At 68.6% G+C, this 21,469-nt stretch carries 18 protein-coding genes; 3 read left to right on the top strand and 15 right to left on the bottom strand.

All coding sequences use genetic code 11. The features are described from left to right. Positions 1-12: 12 nt before the first annotated feature. Complete coding sequence (locus RCP80_RS08250) at positions 13-648, top strand: TetR-like C-terminal domain-containing protein (RefSeq protein WP_308481868.1); 636 nt, start codon at positions 13-15, stop codon at positions 646-648. Between the two features lie 17 nt (positions 649-665). On the opposite strand, the gene RCP80_RS08245 is transcribed toward RCP80_RS08250, so the two are convergent. Next, positions 666-2,708, bottom strand: a complete 2,043-nt coding sequence (locus RCP80_RS08245; RefSeq protein ID WP_308481867.1) for an NAD(+) synthase — start codon at positions 2,706-2,708, stop codon at positions 666-668. A gap of 36 nt (positions 2,709-2,744) precedes the next feature. On the opposite strand from RCP80_RS08245, the gene RCP80_RS08240 reads away from it, so the two are divergent. Then, the gene (locus tag RCP80_RS08240) at positions 2,745-3,590 is read left to right on the top strand and encodes a Sir2 family NAD-dependent protein deacetylase (RefSeq protein WP_308481866.1); all 846 of its coding nucleotides are present in this window, start codon (positions 2,745-2,747) and stop codon (positions 3,588-3,590) included. 34 nt (positions 3,591-3,624) lie between these two features. Here the strand turns inward: RCP80_RS08240 and proB are convergent, their stop codons facing one another. The 12 genes from proB to RCP80_RS08180 form a co-directional block, all read right to left on the bottom strand. Continuing rightward, positions 3,625-4,737, bottom strand: a complete 1,113-nt coding sequence (gene proB, locus RCP80_RS08235) for a glutamate 5-kinase (RefSeq protein WP_308481865.1) — start codon at positions 4,735-4,737, stop codon at positions 3,625-3,627. Further along, positions 4,734-6,185 (bottom strand): GTPase ObgE, encoded by a 1,452-nt coding sequence (gene obgE, locus RCP80_RS08230; protein WP_308481864.1) that lies wholly within the window; start codon positions 6,183-6,185, stop codon positions 4,734-4,736. Before obgE ends, proB begins: the two co-directional genes overlap by 4 nt. Positions 6,186-6,271: 86 nt before the next feature. Then, positions 6,272-6,532: a 50S ribosomal protein L27 gene (rpmA, locus tag RCP80_RS08225; RefSeq protein ID WP_308481863.1), complete on the bottom strand. Its 261-nt coding sequence runs from the start codon at positions 6,530-6,532 to the stop codon at positions 6,272-6,274. Positions 6,533-6,548: 16 nt separating this feature from the next. Continuing rightward, complete coding sequence (gene rplU, locus RCP80_RS08220) at positions 6,549-6,860, bottom strand: 50S ribosomal protein L21 (protein ID WP_308481862.1); 312 nt, start codon at positions 6,858-6,860, stop codon at positions 6,549-6,551. Between the two features lie 196 nt (positions 6,861-7,056). Next, positions 7,057-10,035: a ribonuclease E gene (gene rne, locus RCP80_RS08215; RefSeq protein ID WP_373693469.1), complete on the bottom strand. Its 2,979-nt coding sequence runs from the start codon at positions 10,033-10,035 to the stop codon at positions 7,057-7,059. 327 nt (positions 10,036-10,362) lie between these two features. Then, a complete protein-coding gene (gene ndk / locus RCP80_RS08210) occupies positions 10,363-10,773 on the bottom strand; it encodes a nucleoside-diphosphate kinase (RefSeq protein ID WP_308481861.1) in 411 nt (136 codons plus the stop codon). 39 nt (positions 10,774-10,812) lie between these two features. Further along, positions 10,813-11,595, bottom strand: a complete 783-nt coding sequence (locus RCP80_RS08205) for a M15 family metallopeptidase (protein WP_308481860.1) — start codon at positions 11,593-11,595, stop codon at positions 10,813-10,815. A 17-nt stretch (positions 11,596-11,612) separates the two neighbouring features. After that, positions 11,613-12,026, bottom strand: coding sequence for a DUF4233 domain-containing protein (locus RCP80_RS08200; protein WP_308481859.1), 414 nt, complete (start codon positions 12,024-12,026; stop codon positions 11,613-11,615). Further along, positions 12,023-13,546: a bifunctional tetrahydrofolate synthase/dihydrofolate synthase gene (gene folC, locus RCP80_RS08195; RefSeq protein ID WP_308481858.1), complete on the bottom strand. Its 1,524-nt coding sequence runs from the start codon at positions 13,544-13,546 to the stop codon at positions 12,023-12,025. Before folC ends, RCP80_RS08200 begins: the two co-directional genes overlap by 4 nt. Further along, positions 13,543-16,215: a valine--tRNA ligase gene (locus RCP80_RS08190; protein ID WP_308481857.1), complete on the bottom strand. Its 2,673-nt coding sequence runs from the start codon at positions 16,213-16,215 to the stop codon at positions 13,543-13,545. Before RCP80_RS08190 ends, folC begins: the two co-directional genes overlap by 4 nt. A gap of 109 nt (positions 16,216-16,324) precedes the next feature. Next, the gene (locus tag RCP80_RS08185) at positions 16,325-16,930 is read right to left on the bottom strand and encodes a DUF937 domain-containing protein (protein WP_308481856.1); all 606 of its coding nucleotides are present in this window, start codon (positions 16,928-16,930) and stop codon (positions 16,325-16,327) included. A 90-nt stretch (positions 16,931-17,020) separates the two neighbouring features. Further along, on the bottom strand, positions 17,021-18,277 hold the full coding sequence (locus tag RCP80_RS08180; protein ID WP_308481855.1) for a saccharopine dehydrogenase family protein: 1,257 nt from the start codon (positions 18,275-18,277) through the stop codon (positions 17,021-17,023). Positions 18,278-18,318: 41 nt separating this feature from the next. Between RCP80_RS08180 and RCP80_RS08175 the strand changes: the two genes are divergently transcribed. Then, entirely contained in the window at positions 18,319-19,503 is a 1,185-nt protein-coding gene (locus RCP80_RS08175; RefSeq protein WP_308481854.1) for an FAD-dependent oxidoreductase, read from the top strand. 68 nt (positions 19,504-19,571) lie between these two features. Here the strand turns inward: RCP80_RS08175 and RCP80_RS08170 are convergent, their stop codons facing one another. Both RCP80_RS08170 and mobA read right to left on the bottom strand, forming a co-directional pair. Then, positions 19,572-19,895: a transglycosylase family protein gene (locus RCP80_RS08170; protein WP_308481853.1), complete on the bottom strand. Its 324-nt coding sequence runs from the start codon at positions 19,893-19,895 to the stop codon at positions 19,572-19,574. Between the two features lie 958 nt (positions 19,896-20,853). Then, on the bottom strand, positions 20,854-21,417 hold the full coding sequence (gene mobA, locus RCP80_RS08165; RefSeq protein ID WP_308481852.1) for a molybdenum cofactor guanylyltransferase: 564 nt from the start codon (positions 21,415-21,417) through the stop codon (positions 20,854-20,856). Positions 21,418-21,469 lie beyond the last annotated feature (52 nt).

Raw genomic sequence — 21,469 nt, 5'->3', positions numbered from 1 at the left:
TAAGCTACGCAAGTGTCCTCTAAGCGTCCGGAAACGCAGCGCCGTCGTGGTGCCGCGCTCGAGTCGGCAATTCTGGACGCGGGTTGGGATCAACTCATCGAGGCCGGCTACGAACGCTTCACCATCGACGCGGTCGCCGCCAGGTCGGCCTCGGCACGCTCGGTGCTGTACCGGCGGTGGCCGTCACGGCTGGACCTACTCAAAGCCGTGATCCGCCACCGCGGTAAGATCGACATGATCCCGACCCCGGACACCGGAACCCTGCGTGGTGACGTGCTGGCGGTCCTGACCGAATTCAACGACCGGCGATCCCGAACCATCGGGCTCATCGCTGCGCGACTCGGCGCCTACTTCGACGAACCGGGCGGGTCACCAAGCGAATTGCGCGCGCTGTTCTTCTCCGACGGACCCAGCTCCATGCAGACGATCGTCGAGCGCGCCGTCACCCGCGGCGAACTCGCAGCCACCCCACCGGACCGCATCGTCGCGCTACCGGCGGACCTGTTGCGGCACGAACTTCTCATGACGATGACGCCGGCATCGCCGCAAACCATCCTCGAGATCGTCGACGACGTGTTTTTGCCGCTCGCAACGAACTTCGGCAATCCCCGCCGAGCTCAGCTGCCATCGGTCGACGAGCCGGGATAGCCGGGTGCACCCGCCCCTCAGGCCTCGGGCACCTCCCGCTCGATCGCGTCCAACCAGATCCGGGCCGACATGTCCGAGGGGGCGCGCCAGTCGCCGCGCGGTGAGAGCGCACCGCCGGCCGACACCTTGGGTCCGTTGGGCAACGCGGAGCGCTTGAACTGGCTGAACGAGTAAAACCGTTGCACGAACACCTGTAGCCAGTGCCGAATCTCCTTGAGCGAGTATGACGGCCGCTTGTCCCGCGGGTAGCCCATCGGCCAGTGTCCGGTCTCGGCGTCGTGCCAAGCGTGCCAGGCCAAGAACGCCACCTTGGCCGGTCCGAACCCGTACCGCAACACCTGGAACAGCGAGAAGTCCTGCAGCACATAGGGACCGATCTTGTCCTCGCTGCTCTGGATCTCCTCGTCCTCACCGGTTGGCACCAGCTCCGGGCTGATCTCGGTGTCCAGCACCGATTGCAGTACCGCATCGACCCGGTCGTCGAACTGGCCGCTGGAGATGACCCAGCGGATGAGGTGCTGGATCAGGGTTTTCGGCACCCCGCCGTTGACGTTGTAGTGCGACATCTGATCGCCCACGCCGTAGGTCGACCACCCCAGCGCCAGCTCCGAAAGGTCGCCGGTGCCCAGCACGATGCCGCCGCGCTGATTGGCCAGCCGGAACAGGTAGTCCGTGCGCAGACCGGCCTGCACGTTTTCGAACGTGACGTCATAGACCTCTTCGCCGCGCCCGAACGGGTGATCCATCTCGGTGAGCATCAACTTGGCGGTGTCGCGGATGTCGATCTCGGCGAAGGTGACCCCCAGGGCCTGCGACAACTCGATCGCGTTGCCCTTGGTGCGGTCGCCGGTGGCGAAGCCGGGCATGGTGAACGCGAGGATGTCGCTGCGCGGGCGACCCTCGCGGTCCATCGCGCGCGCCGCGACGATCAGCGCGTGGGTCGAGTCCAGGCCGCCGGAGACCCCGATGACCACCTTCGGATAGTTCAGCGCCCGCAACCGCTGCTCGAGCCCGGCCACCTGGATGCTGTAGGCCTCGTAGCAGTCCTGCTGCAGGCGGGTCGGATCCGCCGGGACGAATGGGAACCGCTCGACGGCGCGGCGCAGTCCGATGTCGCCTTCGGGCGGGTCGAGCCTGAATTCCACCCGGTGCGTGGTGGTCTCGTCGATGTCCAACGTGCGGCGGTTGTCGTCGAAGGTGCCCATCCGCAGCCGCTCGGCGCGCAGCAGGGACACGTCGACGTCGGCGACGCTGCGCAGCGGTCCTTTGGGGAACCGCTCGGATTCGGCCAGCAGCACGCCGTTCTCAAAGATCATGGTCTGGCCGTCCCACGCCAGATCCGTGCTGGACTCCCCTTCGCCGGCCGCGGCGTAGACGTAGGCGGCCAGACACCGCGAGGAAGCCGAGCGGGCCATCAGTTTACGGTCCTCGGCGCGCCCAACGGTGATCGGGCTGCCCGACAGATTCGCCAGCACGGTCGCACCGGCCAACGCCGCTCGGGCGCTGGGCGGCACCGGCACCCACATGTCCTCACAGATCTCGACGTGCAACACGAAGTCCGGCTGGTCGGCCGCGCTGAACAGCAGGTCGGGACCGAACGGCGCCTCGATCTCGCCGATCGCGATGACCCCGTGCACATCGTCGCCGGGTGCGAAGTGGCGACGTTCGTAGAACTCGCGGTAGGTCGGCAGATACGACTTGGGCACCACCCCCAGCACCACGCCGCGGTGGATCACCGCCGCGGTGTTGTACACGCGGTTGCGGAACCGCAACGGCGCCCCGACCACCAGCACCGGCAGCAATTCCGTCGAGGCCGCCACGATGTCGCCCAGTGCGACCTCGACGGCGTCGAGCAGGGTGTCCTGCAGCAGGATGTCGTCGATCGAATAGCCCGTCAGCGTCAGCTCGGGAAACACCGCCAACCCGACGCCCTCGTCATGGCATTCGCGTGCGGTGCTCAGCACCGCTTCGGCGTTGGTGGCCGGGTCGGCGATGGTGGTGTGCAGAGTGCAGGCGGCCACGCGGATGAAGCCGTGCCGGTAGACCGAATAGAAGCTCACCACTCGATTGTGGCAAAGCGACGTAACCTGGTGGGGATGCATGGCCCAGAAGCCCCCGAACTCATCGAAATCCTCGCCGGTCATCGGGTCGCGGTATTGACCGGTGCCGGGTTGTCGACCGACTCCGGAATCCCCGACTACCGCGGGCCCGACGCTCCCCCGAGCAACCCGATGACCATCAGCCAGTTCCGCTCCGATCCGGCCTTCCGGCAGCGCTACTGGGCCCGCAACCACGTCGGCTGGCGGCACATGGACGCCTGCCGGCCCAATGCCGGGCACCGGGCGCTGGCCACTCTCGAACACGCGGGCGTGGTGAGCGGGGTGATCACCCAGAACGTCGACCTGTTGCACAGCAAGGCCGGCAGCCGCGTGGTGATCAATCTGCACGGCACCTACGCACGGGTGATCTGCCTGGGCTGCGGATCGACCATGAGCCGCGCCGACCTGGCCGCCGAACTGCACGTCCGCAACCCCGGGTTTCTGGAGCGGGCCGAGCCCGTGGGCGGTATCGCCGTGGCGCCCGACGCCGACGCGGCGGTGTCGGACACCGGGTCGTTTCAGTACATCGACTGTCCGCACTGCGGCGGAATGCTCAAACCCGACATCGTGTACTTCGGCGAAACCGTCGCCAAAGACATTGTCGAACAAGCCTATTCATTGATCGACGAAGCCGATGCGGTGTTGGTCGCGGGGTCGTCGTTGACCGTCTTCTCCGGGTACCGCTTCGTGCGCCGCGCCGCGGCCCTGGGCAAGCCGGTGGCGATCGTCAACCGCGGCGCCACCCGCGGCGACGAGTTGGCCACGGTCAAGCTGGACGCCGGCTGTTCCGAGATCCTCACCCTGCTGGCCAGCGAGCTCACCCCCGCGATTTCGGCGCGCTAACCGGCGCCCACCGCGGGAAACCGCGCCGAAATCACTAAACCGCGACCAGATCGTCGGCGTGCACGGCCGGTCGGCGCAATTCGGCGGGCAGGTCCGCGGTGGAGCGGCCCATCATCGAGGCCAGCTCCACGGCGTCGTAGGCCACCACCCCGCGAGCCACCACGGTCGCATCCGGGGCGTGCAGTTCCACCACGTCGCCGCCGAAGAACCGCCCCGAGATCCCGGTGATTCCCGTCGGCAGCAGCGACCGGCGTTGCTGTACGACCGCACGCACCGCACCCTCGTCCAGCGTCAACGTCCCGGTGGCCTCGGCGGCGTAGCGCACCCAGAACCGGCGGGCCGACATTCGGGTGGCGCGCGGGGCGAACACGGTTCCCACCGAGGCATCCGAGAGGGCGGCCGCCGCGTTGTCGGCAGCCGCCAGCAGCACCGGCACCCCGGCGTCGGCGGCCAACAGCGCCGAGGAGAGCTTGGACACCATCCCGCCGGTGCCGAGCCGACTGCCCTGGCCCGCCGTCACATCGCGCAGGTCGTCGGGGCCGGCCACTTCGGGGATGAAGCGCGCCGGGTTGTCGGGGGTCGCCTTGCGGGGGTCACCGTCATACAGCCCGTCGACGTCGCTCAACAGGATCAGCGCGTCGGCGCCGACGAGGTGGGCCACCAGCGCCGAGAGCCGGTCGTTGTCACCGAACCGGATCTCGTTGGTGGCCACGGTGTCGTTCTCGTTGACGATGGCCACCGCGTGCAGCGCGCGCAGCCGGTCCAGGGTCCGTTGGGCATTGGTGTGCTGCACCCGCATCGAGATGTCGTGCGCGGTCAGCAAGACCTGCCCGACGGTGCGGCCGTAGTGGCCGAACGCCGCGTTCCACGAGTTCACCAACGCGACCTGCCCCACGCTGGCCGCGGCCTGCTTGGTGGCCAGGTCGGCGGGCCGCCGGGTCAGACCCAGCGGTTCGATGCCCGCGGCGATCGCACCGGAGGACACGATCACCACATCGGAGCCCGCCCGCATGCGGGCCTCGATCGAGTCGGCCAAGAACTGCAGCCGGGACGGGTCGAATTCGCCCGTCGGGGTGGTCAATGCCGTGGTGCCGATCTTCACGACCACCGAACGCGCGGTCCGGATGGCCTCGCGGTGCACGCTCACTGATCCGCGTGGCCTTCGTCGGATTGTCGGCGCCGACGACGGGCGACCTTGCGTTCTGGGGCGCCCACCCGGTCACTGCGGTCGAGGCGGATGTCGGTGCCGCGGCCGGTCATCATGACGTCGACGCCGGCCGGGGTCTGCGGTTCCCAGTCGAAGGTCACATCGGCGATGGTCACCGCGCACCCCGGCTTGGCACCGAGCTTCAGCAGCTGATCCTCGACGCCGAGCCGTGCCAGCCGATCCGCCAGATAGCCGACGGCCTCGTCGTTGTCGAAGTTGGTCTGAGCGATCCAACGCTCGGGCCGCGTGCCCCGCACCAGGAAGCCGCCCTGACCGTCGGGTTCGACGGAGAAGCTGGTCTTGTCCACCGGAATCGGTCGCAGCACCGGGCGCCGCGGCGCCAACACCGGCTGCGCGGCGCGGTAGGCCGCGACCATGTCCCACAGTCCGAAGATCAAGGGCCGCAGGCCTTCCCGGCTCACTGTCGAAATTTCGTAGACCGGCCACCCGCGCTGCTCAATCTCGGGCCGGACGAATTCGGCGAGTTCCTTCGCCTCGGGGATGTCGATCTTGTTGAGCACCACCGCGCGGGGCCGGTCGGCCAGGTCCCCGAGGGTCGAGTCGCCCTGCAGGGTGGGCGTGTAGGCCGCCAGTTCGGCCTCCAACGCCTCGATGTCGGAGAGCGGGTCGCGGCCGGGATCCATGGTGGCGCAGTCGATGACGTGCACCAGTACCGCACACCGCTCGAGGTGCCGCAGGAAGTCCAGTCCGAGGCCGCGCCCGTCGGACGCGCCGGGGATCAGGCCGGGCACATCGGCGACGGTGAAGGTGTTCTCCCCCGCCGAGACGACGCCGAGGTTCGGGACCAGCGTGGTGAACGGGTAGTCGGCCACCTTGGGCTTGGCCGCCGAGATCGTGGAGACCAGCGAGGACTTTCCGGCCGACGGGAACCCGACGAGGCCGACGTCGGCCACCGTCTTCAGTTCCAGGGTCAGATCGCGCGCGTCGCCCTGTTCGCCGAGCAGCGCGAAGCCGGGCGCCTTACGGGCCCGCGAGGCCAACGCCGCATTGCCCAGCCCGCCGCGGCCGCCCGCGGCCGCCTCGAAGCGGGTGCCGGCACCGACCAGGTCGGCCAACATTCTGCCGTTCTCGTCGAGGACCACGGTGCCGTCGGGCACCCGCACCTCCAGATCGGCGCCGGCGGCGCCGTCCCGGTTACTGCCGGCGCCCTGTTTACCCGAGGGCGCCACCACATGCGGGTGGAAGTGAAAGTCGAGCAGGGTGTGCACCTGCGGGTCGACGACGAGCACAATGCTGCCGCCCCGCCCGCCGTTGCCGCCGTCGGGGCCGCCGAGGGGTTTGAACTTCTCCCGGTGCACCGAGGCGCAGCCATTACCGCCTGAACCGGCACGCGCGTGAATCACGACGCGGTCGACAAACCGAGGCATCGGACATCCTTTCCGTCGATTGTGAAGCTAGTGCGAGGACACGAGAACTCGCAGCAGCTTCACATCGCGGGGAAGTCCTCGGGTGGTCAGGCCTCCGCTGGCGCCACGATGTTCACGGTCTTGCGACCGCGCTTGACGCCGAACTCGACCGCACCGGCCGAGAGGGCGAACAGAGTGTCGTCGCCACCGCGACCGACGTTGACGCCGGGGTGGAAGTGAGTGCCGCGCTGGCGGACCAGGATCTCGCCGGCCTTGACGGCCTGCCCGCCGAATCGCTTGACCCCGAGCCGCTGGGCGTTGGAGTCGCGACCGTTACGTGAGCTGGAAGCGCCCTTCTTGTGTGCCATGTCGTTCGCTCCGTCGTTACTTGATGCCAGTGACCTTGAGCACCGTCAACGGCTGACGGTGGCCCTGCCGCTTGTGGTAGCCGGTCTTGTTCTTGAACTTGTGAATGCGGATCTTGGGGCCCTTGATGTGCTCGAGCACCTCGCCGGTGACGGCGACGTTTGCCAGATCCTTGGCGTCGCTGGTGACGTTCGCGCCATCGACGACCAACGCAACAGGCAGCTGAACCTCGGCGCCGGGCTCGACGTCGAGCTTCTCGATCTTGAGCACGTCACCGGCGGCAACCTTGTACTGCTTGCCACCGGTCTTGACGATTGCATATGTCGCCATCGTTTGCCCTGTTCCTTTGCGTTCGTCTGGGTCTAGCGGGCGCGCGCCACCCGGGGGCTGCGAGCGCGGGTCTTGGGGTGCGGAGCCGCGGCTTTCACCGCTGCCAACCGCCGCTGCGGGCCCAGGGGCGCGCAGACAACTGCTCAAGGTTACGTGACCAGCGGGTAGAGGGTCAAACCGCGTCCCGACGGGTCGCTCAGCTCGGCGGACCTGCAGGCCGGGCCGCCGCGCGCCGTCGACGTGGCCGGCCGACCCGGGCCGCCACCTCGTCGTCGTCCTCGTCCTCGTCGGAGTCGTCGTCCTCGGAGTCGTCGTCCTCGGAGTCGTCCTCGTCGGAGTCGTCGTCATCATCATCATCATCGTCATCGTCGAGTTCGATGTCGTCGAACTCGTCGTCATCGGATTCATCGTCGTCGAGGTCGATCTCGTCCTCGACGTCTTCCACATCCTCGTCGTCCTCGAGGTCCTCGCCGGTGGCGTCTTCGGTCACCGCCGCGACGTCGACACCGTCGGTCGCCGGCTCGTCCTCGTCGAGTTCGTCGGTCTCGTCGAGGGCCGAGGTCTGGTCCTTGGTGTCGTCCTCGTCCTCGTCCTTTTCGGCCATCGCCTTGAACATCGGGTGCTCGCCGGCCGTGTGCGCGGGCACCTTGGCAACCACCGGCACGACCTCTTCGGTGCGCCCCTTCTTACCGCGGCGACCGCGTCGGCTGCTGCCGCCGCCAGTGCCGCCGCCGGAATCGGACCGGCGCGAGCCGGCCGCCGGTGCGGAATCGACCGGGTCGGCGTGCATCACGAGGCCGGTGCCGGTGCAGTGCGTACACGTCGTCGAGAATGCCTCGATCAGACCGGTGCCGAGCTTCTTGCGGGTCAGCTGCACCAGGCCCAGCGAGGTGACCTCGGAGACCTGGTGGCGCGTGCGGTCCCGGGCCAGCGCCTCGGTCAGCCGGCGCAACACCAGATCCCGGTTGGCCTCCAGCACCATGTCGATGAAGTCGATGACGATCATGCCGCCGATATCGCGCAACCGCAGTTGCCGCACGATCTCCTCGGCGGCCTCGAGGTTGTTCTTGGTCACGGTCTGTTCGAGGTTGCCGCCCGCGCCGGTGAACTTGCCGGTGTTGACGTCGACGACGGTCATGGCCTCGGTGCGGTCGATGACCAGCGTGCCGCCCGAGGGCAGCCACACCTTGCGGTCCATCGCCTTGACGAGTTGCTCGTCGATCCGGTGCACGGCGAACACGTCGGGGCCGTCCTCGGCACCCTCATACTTGGTCAGCTTCGGAAGTAGCTCCGGGGCAACCGAATTCACATAGTCGTTGATCGTGTTCCAGGCGCTGTCGCCGGCGACGACCAAATTGGAGAAGTCCTCGTTGAACAGGTCGCGGATGACCTTCAGCAGGACATCGGGCTCTTCGTAGAGCGGGACGGCCGCGCCGGCCGCCTTCTTCTTGGTCTCGATCGCGGTCGCCTCGATCTGCGTCCAGCGTTCCTGCAGCCGAGTCACGTCGTCGCGGATGCCCTCTTCGTTGACACCCTCGGAGGCGGTGCGGATGATCACACCGGCCTCCGGCGGGACGATCTCGCGCAGAATCTCCTTGAGTCGCTGCCGCTCGGTGTCGGGCAGCTTGCGGCTGATGCCGGTCGACGATGCCCCGGGCACGTAGACCAGGTACCGACCGGCCAGCGACACCTGGGTGGTCAGCCGGGCACCCTTGTGGCCGACGGGGTCCTTGCTGACCTGGACCACCACATAGTCGCCGGGCTTGAGGGCCTGTTCGATCTTGCGGTTGGCACCGCCGAGGCCGGCGGCCTCCCAGTTGACCTCGCCGGCGTACAGCACGCCGTTGCGGCCGCGGCCGATGTCGACGAACGCCGCCTCCATCGAGGGCAGCACGTTCTGCACGATGCCGAGATAGATGTTGCCGACCAGCGATGCGGAGCCGGCCGAGGTGACGAAGTGCTCGACGAGGACGCCGTCTTCGAGGACCGCGATCTGGGTGTAGCGACTCCCCGGCTGCGGGGCCTCGGTGCGGACCTTGTCGCGGACCACCATGACGCGTTCGACCGACTCGCGCCGGGCCAGGAACTCGGCCTCGGACAGGATCGGCGGGCGGCGGCGGCCGGCGTCCCGGCCGTCACGACGGCGTTGCCGCTTGGCCTCCAGCCGCGTGGACCCGCTGATGCCCTGGATCTCGTCGGAGTCGCTCTTGTTGCGGTCGCGGGGCGCACGCTCGTGCACCACGGTGTTGGGCGGATCGTCGGGCGAGCCGTTGTCGCTGTCGTCGCTGGATCCCGACTTCCGGCGGCGACGACGGCGGCGCCGGCGGGTGGCGCCGTCGCTGGGGCCGTTGTCGTCATCGGAGCTGTCGTCGTCGGAGTTGTCGTCGTCCGAGCCGTCGTCCTCGGCGCTGGAATCGTCCTCGGAGTCGTCGTCGGACTTGTCGCCGTCGTGCTCGTCATCGTCGTCGCTGTCCCCGGCGCTCTCACCACCGCGACCGCGGCCACGGCCACGCCGGCCCCGGCGGCGACGCCGATTGGTGGGACGTTCGGACTGATCGTCGGCGTCATCCTGGTCGCTCGAGTCGTCACCGGAGTCGTCGGACTGCTCGTCGTGGTCGTCGTGGTCGTCGTGGTCCGTGTCGGCGTCATCCACACCGGCGGGTTCGCTGCGCTCCACGCGGCGCGACGGCACGGGCTGCGGCGCCACGAAAAGCGGCAGATAGTCGGCGACGACCTGCGTGGCGTCGGCGGCGGGTTCGGGGGTCTCGAGCAGCAGTCGCGACTCGGGTTCCTCGGTCGGCGGCGTCGGATCCGCGATCGCCGCGGCCTCGGGCTCGGCGAATTCGGGTGCGACGATCTCGGGCTCGACGGCCGCGCTGGGCTCCGGGGTCACGGCGGCGGCGGGGGCTGATGCTGCGGCCGGCTCCGCGGTGTCGGCGGCGGCGAGCAGATCGCGCACCCGGACCGCGTCGGCCCGGTCCACGCTGGAATGCGCGCTGCGGGAGCGACCGTCGAATTCGATCAGCGCGTCGAGGACGCGGCGGCTGGTGGTGCCGAGCACCCGGGCCAGCGAGTGGACCCTCAACTTCTCGGGCAGCTCTGGAGGCTCCGCCGCCGCGGCGCTGGCCGCGGGGTCGTGGTCGGTGTCGTCATGGATTTGGGCATCGTGGTCCACGTATTCTCCTCTAGCCCCCGGGCGCGTCTGTTCGACGCGGCCGCGCGAGGGCCTCCGTTATGCGCCCGAGTGGCTACCCGGACTTGTCATAGTCTCGCCCCGAGCAGCTCTGAAGGTTCTCAGGGAGCCCACTCGGCGCCTGGTTGAATGACGGCTGGGACGGTCGGCGCCACATCGCTGGTAGCGATGGTCGCGCTCGTCAAAGTCTTCATCCGGGCGTTCGCCGCCGGTTTTGACGACGTTCACCCGCAGTCAGTATTCCACACCACACCAGGGCGCCGGACCGGGCTGGGCATTTGCCAGCGTGAACCGCAGAACGGGAAAGCGTCAGCCCTGGGGGAACCAGAGCGCGATCTCGCGCTCGGCGGACTCGGTGGAATCCGAGCCGTGAACCAGGTTGAACTGGGTCTCCAGGCCGAGATCGCCGCGGATGGTTCCGGGCGTGGCCTTCTCGACCGGGTCGGTGCCGCCGGCCAACTGCCGGAAGGCGGCGACCGCGCGCGGGCCCTCCAGGATGGCGGCGATGACCGGGCCGGAGGTGATGAACTCCAGCAGCGAGCCGAAGAACGGCTTGTCCTCGTGCTCGGCGTAGTGGGCGCGGGCCAGGTCGTCGCTGACGGCCTTGAGTTCCAGCGCCGCGATGGACAGTCCCTTGCGTTCGATGCGGCTGATGATCTCCCCCACCAGTTGCCGCTGCACACCATCGGGCTTGATCAGTACGAGAGTCCGCTCAGTCACGGCGCACAGCGTACCGGGTGCTTCATCGTGGCTCGACCCTCACTGCCGCTCGAAATGTTGGTAGTCCAGCGGGGTGCGCCAGTGGCCGCCCCACTTCCAGCCGCGCTGCGTGAAGGCCCGCACCGCCGACCCGCCGTCGTGCAACGTGCCCGGATCCACTCGGCGGCGATCGACATACGGTGCGGCGTTGGTCGGCTCCACCGCGCCGCTGCGGTCGATGAACGGGTTGAGCACCGGGTTGATGTCGATGGCCCGGCCGTAGGCGTGCAGCGACCAACTGCCGCTACCGGGGATCCGTCGGCAGTTGAACGCCGAGGTGTTGTTGTCCTCCATCGACAGCTCGTCGGAGGCGTCCGGGTAGTGGTCCAGCGCGCGCATTTTCGCGATCGGATAGCCCATCCGGTACAGCTCGTCGAAGATCGCGATGACCTCGGGCACCAGGTCCCGATGCAGCACCAGATCGCCGCGCTGGGTTCGGCCCTCGAAATCGATGTGCGCAAGGTTGACCCGTCGCAGCTGGTTCAGCTCCACCGGGCAGCCGCGCCGCCAGCTCGCACCCAATTCGGCGGCGGTGATCGGATGTGTGGTCGCGGCCGACGGCTCGGCCGGCGGGCTCTGCACCGGCGGCGGTGCCGGGGCCACGCCGGGGTTCGAGGTCTCGGTGGGTGGCGCCGCGCTGGGGGCCTCGACGGACGTCTCGACCTCAGCGGGCGGGGCCGAACTGCACTGCACCAGCGCCGCGACGGCCAGCGCCGAGGCGGCCAGCACGGCTACCGGCCGGGCGGCTCGGCGCCCGGATCGACCCGGCGTTGAGTACCGCACCACATCGATGGTGCCCGTCACTCCGCGTGCGGCGGCAGCTGCTGATACGGCAGCAAACCGCGCCGCTGACGTCGTAGCACCTCGGCACGCAGGTACACGATGATCAGCCAGACCACGGCAAAGATCACGCCGATGAACCCCACCGCGGGGTAGATCACCCACCCCGCGATCAACACGGCCTGCATGCCCAGGTTGGCCCAGATCGCCCAGGACCGGCCCTGGATACCCGCCATCAGCACCAGCGCAGTCGCGAACGCGACCAGATACGCCGTCGACGCGGCCGTGAGACCACCGCCGACGGTGCCCACCACCGGCAGCGCCAGCAGCACCACGATGGCTTCCAGGATCAGGGTTCCGGCCATGACACCGCGGAAGCTCTTCCACGGATCCGGCGGCGGCGCCTGATCGACGGGTTCGGGGGTATCGGTCATTGCGGATCCTTGCCGAATAGCGTGCGGGCAGCACCGGCGGTGACTACCGAACCGGTGATGACGATCCCGTTGCCGGACAGTCCGGTCTCCTCCCCCGCCTCCTCGATGACCGCCGTGGCGGTCTCGATGGCATCGGCGAGCGTGGCGGCGGTCAGCACCCGGTCCTGTCCGAAACGTTCCTCGGCGAGCAGCGCGAGCGCCTCGACCTCCAGCGCCCGCGGGGATCCGTTGTGCGTGACCACGATCTGGTTGAAGACGGGTTCGAGTACCGCCAGAATCCCGGCCACATCCTTGTCCGCCATCACCGAGACGATGCCGACCAGGAACTGGAAGTCGAACGCGTCGGCGAGGGTCTGCGCCAATGCCGCGGCCCCGGCCGGGTTGTGGGCGGCGTCGATGAACACCGTGGGCGCGCTGCGCAACCGCTCGAGCCGCCCTGGACTGCTCACCGCGGCGAAACCCGCTCGCACCGCGTCGATGTCGAGTTGGCGGGCGGCGCCGGCGCCGAAGAATGCCTCGACCGCGGCGAGCGCGACCGCTGCGTTGTGGGCCTGATGCTCGCCGTGCAGCGGTAGGAACACCTCGGGGTAGACGCCGCCGAGACCCTGCAGTTCCAGGAGCTGTCCGCCGACGGCAACCTGACGCGAGAGCAGGGCGAATTCCGATCCCGCGCGGGCCACCGCGGCGTCGGCCCGAACGGTCTGCGCCAGAATCGCTTCCATGGCTTCGGGTTCCTGTTGGGCGATGATGGCCACCATGGCCGGATCGGTGCCCTCGGGCAGCACCTCGTTGGTGTCGGCCTTCTTGATGATGCCGGCCTTCTCAGCCGCGATACCGGCGATGTCGCTGCCGAGGTAGTCCACATGATCCACGCCGATCGGCATGATCACCGCGACGGGCGCGTTGACGACGTTGGTCGCATCCCAGCGACCGCCCAGCCCGACCTCGACGATCGCCACATCCACGGGCGCGTCGGCGAAGGCCGCGAACGCCATGGCGGTGACGACCTCGAACTTGCTCATCGCCGGTCCGCCGGCCGCCTGCGACTGCTGGTCGACGAGTTCGACGAACGGCTCGATCTCCCGGTAGGTGTCCACGTAGCGGGCCGGGCTGACCGGCTTGCCGTCGATCGAGATCCGTTCCACCGCGGACTGCAAGTGCGGGCTGGTGGTGCGGCCGGTGCGTTGATGCATGGCGGAGATCAACGCATCGATCATCCGCGCCACCGACGTCTTGCCGTTGGTGCCGGCGATGTGGATGCTCGGATAGTTCAGCTGCGGGGAGCCGAGTAGTTCCATCAGCGCGGCGATACGGGCCGTACTGGGTTCGATCTTGGTTTCCGGCCAGCGTTGGTCCAGCAGATGCTCGACCTGGACCAGCGCCGCGATCTCGTCCGGGCTCGGCTCGATGATCGCCTCTGGCACCAGGTAGTCATCGTCGCCGGCCGCCAAGCCGCCGTCGGCCGGGAAGCCACTGTCGCCCGGGTAGTCGGTGTCGTCGGGAAAGTCGGAGTCGCTCATGCGAATCCGGCCAGGCGTGCGGAAATCCGCTCGACCTCTTCACTCGCGAGCCGTTGTCGGTCGCGGATCTTGCCGACCACCGCGTCCGGTGCCTTGGCCAGGAACGCCTCGTTGTCGAGCTTCGCGGTGGTGCCGGCCAGCTCCTTCCGCGCGGCGGCCAGATCCTTTTCCAGGCGCCGACGTTCGGCGGCCACGTCGACGGTCCCGGAGGTGTCGAGTTCCACCAGCACGGTGCCGTCGGTGAGCCGCACCTCGATCGAGGCCGTCGGAGTGAACCCGTCGTCGGCGTCGGTCAGCCAGGCCAACGCCGTGACCGCCGACAGCTGGGTGGTCAGATCGGCCGCCTCGGTCCCGGACAGCCGCGCCGGGACCTTCTGCCGATCGCCGAGGCCCTGATCGCTGCGGAACCGCCGAATCTCCGTCACCAGCTTCTGCATATCCGAAATTCGCTTGGCGGCAGTGGGATCCAGCACGATCCCGCGGGCCTGCGGCCAGGGCGCGACGACAATGGACTCGGCATCGGTCAACGCCTTCCACAGCGTCTCGGTGACGAACGGCATCACCGGGTGCAGCAGCTTGAGCAGGCTGTCGAGCACCGTGGCCAACACGGCGGTCGTGTGCGCCTTGCCCGCCTCGTCCTGGGCACCGATCTGCACCTTGGCGAGTTCGACGTACCAGTCGCAGAACTCGTCCCAGGCGAAGTGGTAGAGCGATTCGCAAGCCCGGCTGAACTCGTAACCCTCGAACGCCGAATCCACCTCGGCCTGAACCTGTTCCAACCTGCCGAGAATCCAGCGGTCGGCGTCGGTCAACGCGTCGAGATCGGGCAGTTCGGCCAGGGCGGCGCCGTTCATCAGCGCGAACCGGGTGGCGTTGAACACCTTGGTGGCGAAGTTGCGCGACGCCCGGGCGTGGTCTTCACCGACCGACAGGTCGCCGCCGGGGCTGGCGCCGCGCGCCAGCGTGAACCGCAACGCATCGGCCCCGAACATCTCGACCCAATCCAGCGGATCGATGCCGTTGCCCCGCGACTTGCTCATCTTGCGGCCGAATTCATCGCGAATCAGACCGTGCAGGAACACATTCCGGAACGGGACCTGGGGACGTCCGTCCTCGGCGGCGTCGTCGCCGGTGATGGCCGCATCGTCGCCGACGAAGGTGCCGAACATCATCATCCGAGCCACCCAGAAGAACAGGATGTCGTAACCGGTCACCAACACCGTGGTGGGATAGAACTTCGCCAACTCCGGGGTGCGGTCGGGCCACCCCATGGTGGAGAACGGCCACAGCGCCGAGGAGAACCAGGTGTCCAGCACATCGGGGTCCTGTTCCCAACCCGCCGGCGGTGTCTCGTCGGGCCCCACACACACCTTTTCCCCGTTGGGGCCGTGCCAGATGGGGATGCGATGCCCCCACCACAGTTGCCGCGAGATGCACCAGTCGTGCATGTTGTCGACCCAGGCGAACCAGCGTGGCTCCAGGCTGGTGGGGTGAATCACGGTGGCGCCGTTGCGGACCGCATCGCCGGAGGCCTTCGCCAAGGATTCGACCCGGACCCACCACTGCAGGCTCAGCCGCGGCTCGATGGGCTCGCCACTGCGCTCGGAATGCCCCACGCTGTGCAGGTAGGGCCGCTTCTCCTCGACGATGCGGCCCTGCGCGGCCAACGCCTCGCGGATCGCCACCCGCGCCTCGAACCGGTCCATGCCGTCGAATTCGGTTCCGGTGTCGGCAATTCGACCCTTGGTGTCCATCATCGTCGGCATCGGCAGGTTGTGCCGCATGCCGATCTCGAAGTCGTTGGGGTCGTGGGCGGGCGTCACCTTGACGGCGCCGGTGCCGAATTCGGGGTCGACGTGTTCGTCGGCGACGATCACGATGCCGCGGTCCAGGAACGGATGCGCCAGCTGGTGGCCCACCAGGTGCCGGTAGCGCTCGTCGTCGGGGTGCACCGCGATCGCGGTGTCGCCGAGCATCGTCTCGACCCGGGTCGTCGCCACCACCAGGTGCGGTTCGTCATCGGAGAGCGAACCGTACCGGAAGGACACCAGCTCGCCTTCGACGTCCTCGTACTTGACTTCCAGGTCGCTGATCGCGGTCTCCAACACCGGCGACCAGTTGACCAACCGCTCGGCCTGATAGATCAGCCCCGCGTCGTAGAGCCGCTTGAAGATCGTGCGGACCGCGCGGGACAGCCCTTCGTCCATCGTGAAACGGTCCCGGCTCCAGTCCACCCCGTCGCCGAGGCGGCGCATCTGCGCGCCGATGGTGCCGCCGGATTCCCGCTTCCAGTCCCAGACCTTCGCGACGAACTCGTCACGCCCCAGGTCCTCCTTGGTCTGCCCATCGGCGGCCAGTTGCTTCTCGACCACGCTCTGGGTGGCGATGCCGGCGTGGTCCATCCCCGGCAACCACAGCACCTCGAAACCCTGCATGCGTTTGCGGCGGGTCAGCGCGTCCATCAGGGTGTGATCCAGCGCATGCCCCATGTGCAGGCTGCCCGTGACGTTGGGCGGGGGCAGCACGATCGAGTAGGGCGGCTTGTCGCTGTGGGGGTCCGCGGTGAAGTAACCGGCGTCGACCCACCCCTGGTACAGGTCACTCTCTACGGCGTGCGGATCCCAGGACTTGGGCAGGGAATCGGCGCGGGTGTTGGGGGTGGCGGTCACCCATCAAGTCTAGGTAGGACCCCAAAACGGCGCGAAGGCCCCCGACCTCGACCGAGATCAGGGGGCCTCCCGAGGCGAGTAGTTCGCCCGGTGTGCGTGGGCTACCGGCTCAACGTTTGCCGCCGAGCAATCCGCCCAGGATGTCGCCGATCGGGTTGCTGCCACCTTTTCCGCCGCCGAGCACGCTGCCCAGGATGCTGCCCAGCGCGTTGTTGCCGCCACCACCGCCGGTGGCGCCGCCGAGGATGCTGCCGAGCACGTCACCGAGGCCGCCGCCACCGCTCTGCTGCTCGGCGGCGGGGGCGTTGTTGCCGGCGAACTGCTTGCCGATGTAGGCGAGCACGATGGGCGCCAGGATCGGCAGCAGCTGTTTGACCAGGTCGCCGCCGACGCCCCCGGCGCCGCCACCGGCCAGCGCGGACGCGACCGAGTCGCTGTTGTTGCCGCCGAAGATGTTCGCGACGATCTTGTCGCCGTCCTTCTCGTCGACCTGGTCGACGGTCACGCCACCGTCCAGCAGACCGGCGTGCTGCTCAGCCGAGGACGCGATCTTGCTGGCCACCTGCTCGTCGTTCTGGGCGTTGACGTGCAGGCCACCCACCAGAGCGGGAACCAGCTGGTGGATCGCCTGGTTGACCTCGTCCTGCGACGCCCCGAGTTTCTTTGCGATGTCTTGCACCGGGATCTGCGAAATCAGATCGTCAAGTCCGGCCATGCTGCACCTTCTGTTCTTTGCTGGGGTAGTGGATGACGCGCGGTTGACCTTAGTCGAACCGCTCTGGGTTGCGGTCCAATCCCCGCAGAATCAACCGAGCCGTTCGGTCGTGAGGGTGGCGCCGGCCGCGGGCAGCCGGGCCAACAGCGCATCGCCGATGGCTGCGGCCGGCGTCAACACGCCACGCAGCGGCGATAGGTCATCCCGGTCCAGTGCGAGCGCGAGGCCGCTCTCCCCCAGCAACACCGCGGTCGCCTTGTAGCCGGGATCGCCCTGCTGGGCGATGGTGGCCCGGTAGCGGGCGCCGGTGTCGGTGGTCGTGTAGGTCTCGATGGTGTAGTGCCCCCGCTCGCGGGTTTGTTCGCTGGGGCCCTCCCCCGGCTTGGGCACCACCCGGTCGACGACCTTGCGGGGCAGGAATTTGAAGAATCTGCTGCCCAATCCCAGCGCCGCCGCGTTGGCACCGGTCACCGCGGCCGCGGCCAGCGGCGCCAGCAGGGAACGACCCACGCTCATCTGCTCGCCGTAGGAGAATTTCCGGCCGTACGCGTAGTCCAGTAATGCGTTGCTGCGACGGACGATTCGGCTGTTCGGCATGGCCATCGCGAAGGCCGCCGTCCAGTAGCCACGCAGCTCCGGCGCGATCTCGGCGCCGCGACGCCACCGCACGTCCGGTTGCGCGCCGAGGTTCGGCTCGGCAGCCCGGTCGGGACTCAGGGTGTAGGGGTCGTCGAGTTCCGCCCGCAGCCGCGGGTCGTTGGACGCGGCCGTCATCAGTTCCAGCATCGACGCCGTGGTACCGCCGGACACCCCACCGGCGAACGTGCGCACCACCAGATTGGTGTCGCGCAACTCACCGGTGCCGTCGGCCTGGGCCTGCTTGTACAGCGCATAGACGGTCAAATCCGAAGGGATGGAATCGAATCCGCAGGCGTGCACAATCCGCGCGCCGGTGTCGATGGCCTGCTTGTGGTACAGGTCCATGCTCTCCAGGATGAAGTTGGGCTCCCCGGTGAGGTCGGCGTAGTCGGTGCCGGCCGCGGCGCACGCCGCCACCAAGGGCAGACCGTATTTCGCATAGGGGCCGACGGTGGTGATCACCACCTGGGTGCGCGCGGCCATCTCGTTGAGGGTCGACGGCGAGGCGGCATCCGCGGTCAGAATCGGCCAGTCTTGTGCCGCCGCGCCCAGGGTTTCCCGCACTGCCAGGACCCGCTCCGGGGATCGGCCGGCCAGCGCGATGCGCGCGCCGGCGCCCGCGCGGGCCAGGTATTCGGCGGTCAGCTTTCCGACGAAACCCGTCGCGCCGTACAGGACGATGTCGAACTCACGCTGCGTTGCTGCCATGACCTCAACCTACCGCCGCCCGGTGCCCTAGGTTCGAGGTCGTGACGAGTAGCCGCAGATCCTTCGTGGTGGTGGGCGCGGGCATCGCCGGGCTGGCCGCGGCCGCGGCCCTGCAGCGCCGCGGCCACTCGGTGCGGGTGCTCGAGGAGCGGGCGGACACCGCCCCCGGCGCCGGTATCAGCATCTGGCCCAATGCGCTGGCGGCCCTCGACGAGATCGGGCTGGGCGACGACGTGCGTGCGGCAGGCGGACGCATCACTGCCGGCGCCCTGCGCTGGCACGACGGCAGCTGGTTGCGCCGCCCGTCGGCGCAGCGCATCGTCAGGGCGCTGGGGGAACCGCTGGTGGTCATTCAGCGCGCCGCGCTGCGTGACGTCCTGACCGCCGCGCTCGCGCCGGACACCGTGTCCTACGGGGTGGCGGTCACCGCCGTCGATCAGGCGGCCGGTCCACCGGTGAGCCTCACCACCTCGCACGGCACCCGCGTCACGGCCGACGCCGTGATCGGCGCCGACGGCGTCAACTCGGTGGTGGCGCGCCACCTCAACGGGCCGCTGCCCGCACGCTTCGCCGGCTACACGGCCTGGCGCGGCGTCGCCGCCTACTCCCTGGATCCCGCGCTGGCCGGCGAGACGCTGGGGGCGGGGACCGAGGTGGGCCATGTTCCGCTGGGTTCGGACAGCACGTATTGGTTCGCCACCGAGCGGGCCCCCGAAGGGCACCGCGCTCCGGGTGGCGAGCTGGCGTATCTGCAGGCCAAGTTTGCGCGCTGGGCGGACCCGGTGCCGGCCGTGCTGGCCGCCACCGACCCGCGCGATGTGCTGCGCAACGACCTCTATGACCGTGCGGTCGCCGGCCGCTGGGCCGACGGCTCGGTGGTGCTGATCGGAGACGCCGCCCACCCCATGCGCCCGCACCTGGGCCAGGGCGGCTGCCAGGGGCTCGAGGATGCCGCGATCCTGGCGCACCTGATCGACCTGCAGCTGGCCGAGGGTGCCGAGCCGGCCGCGGCGTTCGCCCGTTTCGCGGCGTTTCGACGTCCGCGGCTGCGCACACTGGTGCGCGAATCCAAACTCATCGGCCAGGTGGTCAACCTGCGACCGGCAGTCCTGAGCGCGGCCGCCGGCCGCGCCACCGCGCTGGTTCCCGAGGCCGTGCTGACGCGGCACCTCGCGGGGATCGCCGCCGGCTCAGCCTTCCGGCTGCCGGGGTCCGGCCGGCGCTGACCCCATCCTGGGAACGCAAAGACGCCAGGCACTCGGGGCGCCTGGCGTCTTTGTCGAGTCGGTTCGGCCTAGCCGCGTCCGCCGCAGCTGGGCCACGCGCCGATGCCCTGACTGCGCAGGGTGTTCTCCGCGACGCGGATCTGCTCGGCCTTGCTGGCGCCGTGCGGCGAGCCGGTGCCGCCGTTGGCGCGCCAGGTGCTCATCGAGAACTGCAGGCCACCGTAGTACCCGTTACCGGTGTTGATGGCCCAGTTGCCGCCGGACTCGCAAGCCGCGATGGCATCCCAGTTCACGCTGTCCGCGTTGGCGGTGGCGGTGGACAGGGCCAGCGGTGCGGCGACAAACGCTCCACCGATGACGGCCATGGTCAGCTTCTTCCGGAGGTTCTTCAAAGTTCATTCCTTTCGAACGCGCGCGCCGATACCCCGCCCGCTTGCACGGGCGTACATGCTTGTCGCCAGGCGGCTGGTTATCGGGGCGTGCCATCTCGGTCAGGCACGACAGCAGGAGGTGGCTTACCCCGCCGGGGCATTGGCCCGGCAGCCGGTGAGACCAGTTGGCCTCTCGCAGTCCCGCTCACACGCAGGGGTTCGTGCATTCAGTTTTCGTGTCCCTGTTCGGGTCCGAGTTGCAACGTACGGACCCGATTGGGGTTAGTCACTTCGCCGAACTGGGTATCTCAGTTTGATAACGGACAGATCACGGACCGGCTTTCGCGGCCTCCGTGCAGGTCACGCCGCCAATGCTCGACCTACGCCCGGGAGGCCGACGTGATCAAAATTGTGACGCGAATCACCACGAATTTGTGATTTGCCGCACGCAATGCTCGGCCGTTCAAATCGGTTGTGGGGCAGCCATTCTGGGATGGTTGTTGCTCCTGAGAGAGTTGGGGTCCGGGTTTCTGGGCCCGTTTCAGCGCCCCGGCGGCGAATGGGCGGGTGATTATGTCAAGCCGACAAACCCAGCCGGGCAGGAACGGTCGGCGATGGCTCGGCCGGACACCAATTGGCCGATGCCGGCGAATACCGGTACGCGCGAAAGCGCAAACATTCCGTCACTCCGGAATGTCATCGGCGAGAACCGCGGGGCGGCCGATCCGTGGGCCGGCAATGTAGGGCAGCGCAACCGATTTCGGCCGCCGCGCGAAACTCCCGGCCGAGCCACGCCAACAACTGCACCGACTCCTCGGGCAGCCACATCATGGACCCAAACTCGGCTGCCGAATTTCCTCGGCCGCATCAAGTTTCTTCGATCGGTGCGGGTCTCAAATCTGGAATTCGGGCGTCAAGCAGCGTGCACCTCACCGAAATGCCTTGGCGCACTACGTATTCCGGTGGTTAAACCGGATGCTCAGCGTAGATCCGCCGCGGAGTTGACGTTGGTCAGCGCCGAGGTCTCGGGCAACACGATCCGCTGGGTCAGCACCGTATCGACCAGCGCGCGCATGCTGCGTTCGCCGGTGGCGACCAGTTGATCGACGCGGTCGGCCAGCGCGGTGCGGTAGATGCCGGCCAGATAATGATCGCGCCCGTCCCACGGCAGTACGACGTCGGCGCCACCGTGGGCCGCCAGCGTGTCGATCAGCGCCGGGGTCATCAGCGGCATGTCGACCGCACACACGAAGGCGCGGTCGCGGCCGGCATCGGCCGCCGCGCGAAGACCCCGTCCGGTGGCCAACAGCGGTCCCACGCCCCTGATCTCGTCGCGCAGGATTGTCGCCGGCAGCGCCGGAAGTCGTTGCCCGGGTGCAGCGATGACGAACACCGGGTCGCAGCGGGCGGCCAGCGCAGCGACGACGAGTGCCACCATGGTCTTATCCCCGTCGACGCCGGGGAACACCACCGTCGCCTTGTCGCGACCCATCCGGCGCGAGGCCCCACCGGCCAGCACGACACCGGCCAACGGGGAGGACATGGCAGACACATTAGCCCGCCGCGGTGCCCAAAAAGCAGTTTGGGCGCGAAAT

The sequence above is a fragment of the Mycolicibacterium sp. MU0053 genome (assembly GCF_963378095.1).
GTDB lineage: Bacteria > Actinomycetota > Actinomycetes > Mycobacteriales > Mycobacteriaceae > Mycobacterium > Mycobacterium burgundiense.
The sequence above is the reverse complement of the archived record's forward strand: the minus strand, read 5'-3'. Positions and strand labels throughout refer to the sequence as shown.

Excerpts from the sequence above, each read along its gene's own strand:
- RCP80_RS08240 (WP_308481866.1), top strand. The coding sequence starts at position 2,745 with ATGCATGGCCCAGAAGCCCCCGAACTCATCGAAATCCTCGCCGGTCAT.
- obgE (WP_308481864.1), bottom strand. The coding sequence starts at position 6,185 with ATGCCTCGGTTTGTCGACCGCGTCGTGATTCACGCGCGTGCCGGTTCA.
- rpmA (WP_308481863.1), bottom strand. The coding sequence starts at position 6,532 with ATGGCACACAAGAAGGGCGCTTCCAGCTCACGTAACGGTCGCGACTCC.
- rplU (WP_308481862.1), bottom strand. The coding sequence starts at position 6,860 with ATGGCGACATATGCAATCGTCAAGACCGGTGGCAAGCAGTACAAGGTT.
- RCP80_RS08200 (WP_308481859.1), bottom strand. The coding sequence starts at position 12,026 with ATGACCGATACCCCCGAACCCGTCGATCAGGCGCCGCCGCCGGATCCG.
- folC (WP_308481858.1), bottom strand. The coding sequence starts at position 13,546 with ATGAGCGACTCCGACTTTCCCGACGACACCGACTACCCGGGCGACAGT.
- RCP80_RS08185 (WP_308481856.1), bottom strand. The coding sequence starts at position 16,930 with ATGGCCGGACTTGACGATCTGATTTCGCAGATCCCGGTGCAAGACATC.
- RCP80_RS08180 (WP_308481855.1), bottom strand. The coding sequence starts at position 18,277 with ATGGCAGCAACGCAGCGTGAGTTCGACATCGTCCTGTACGGCGCGACG.
- mobA (WP_308481852.1), bottom strand. The coding sequence starts at position 21,417 with ATGTCCTCCCCGTTGGCCGGTGTCGTGCTGGCCGGTGGGGCCTCGCGC.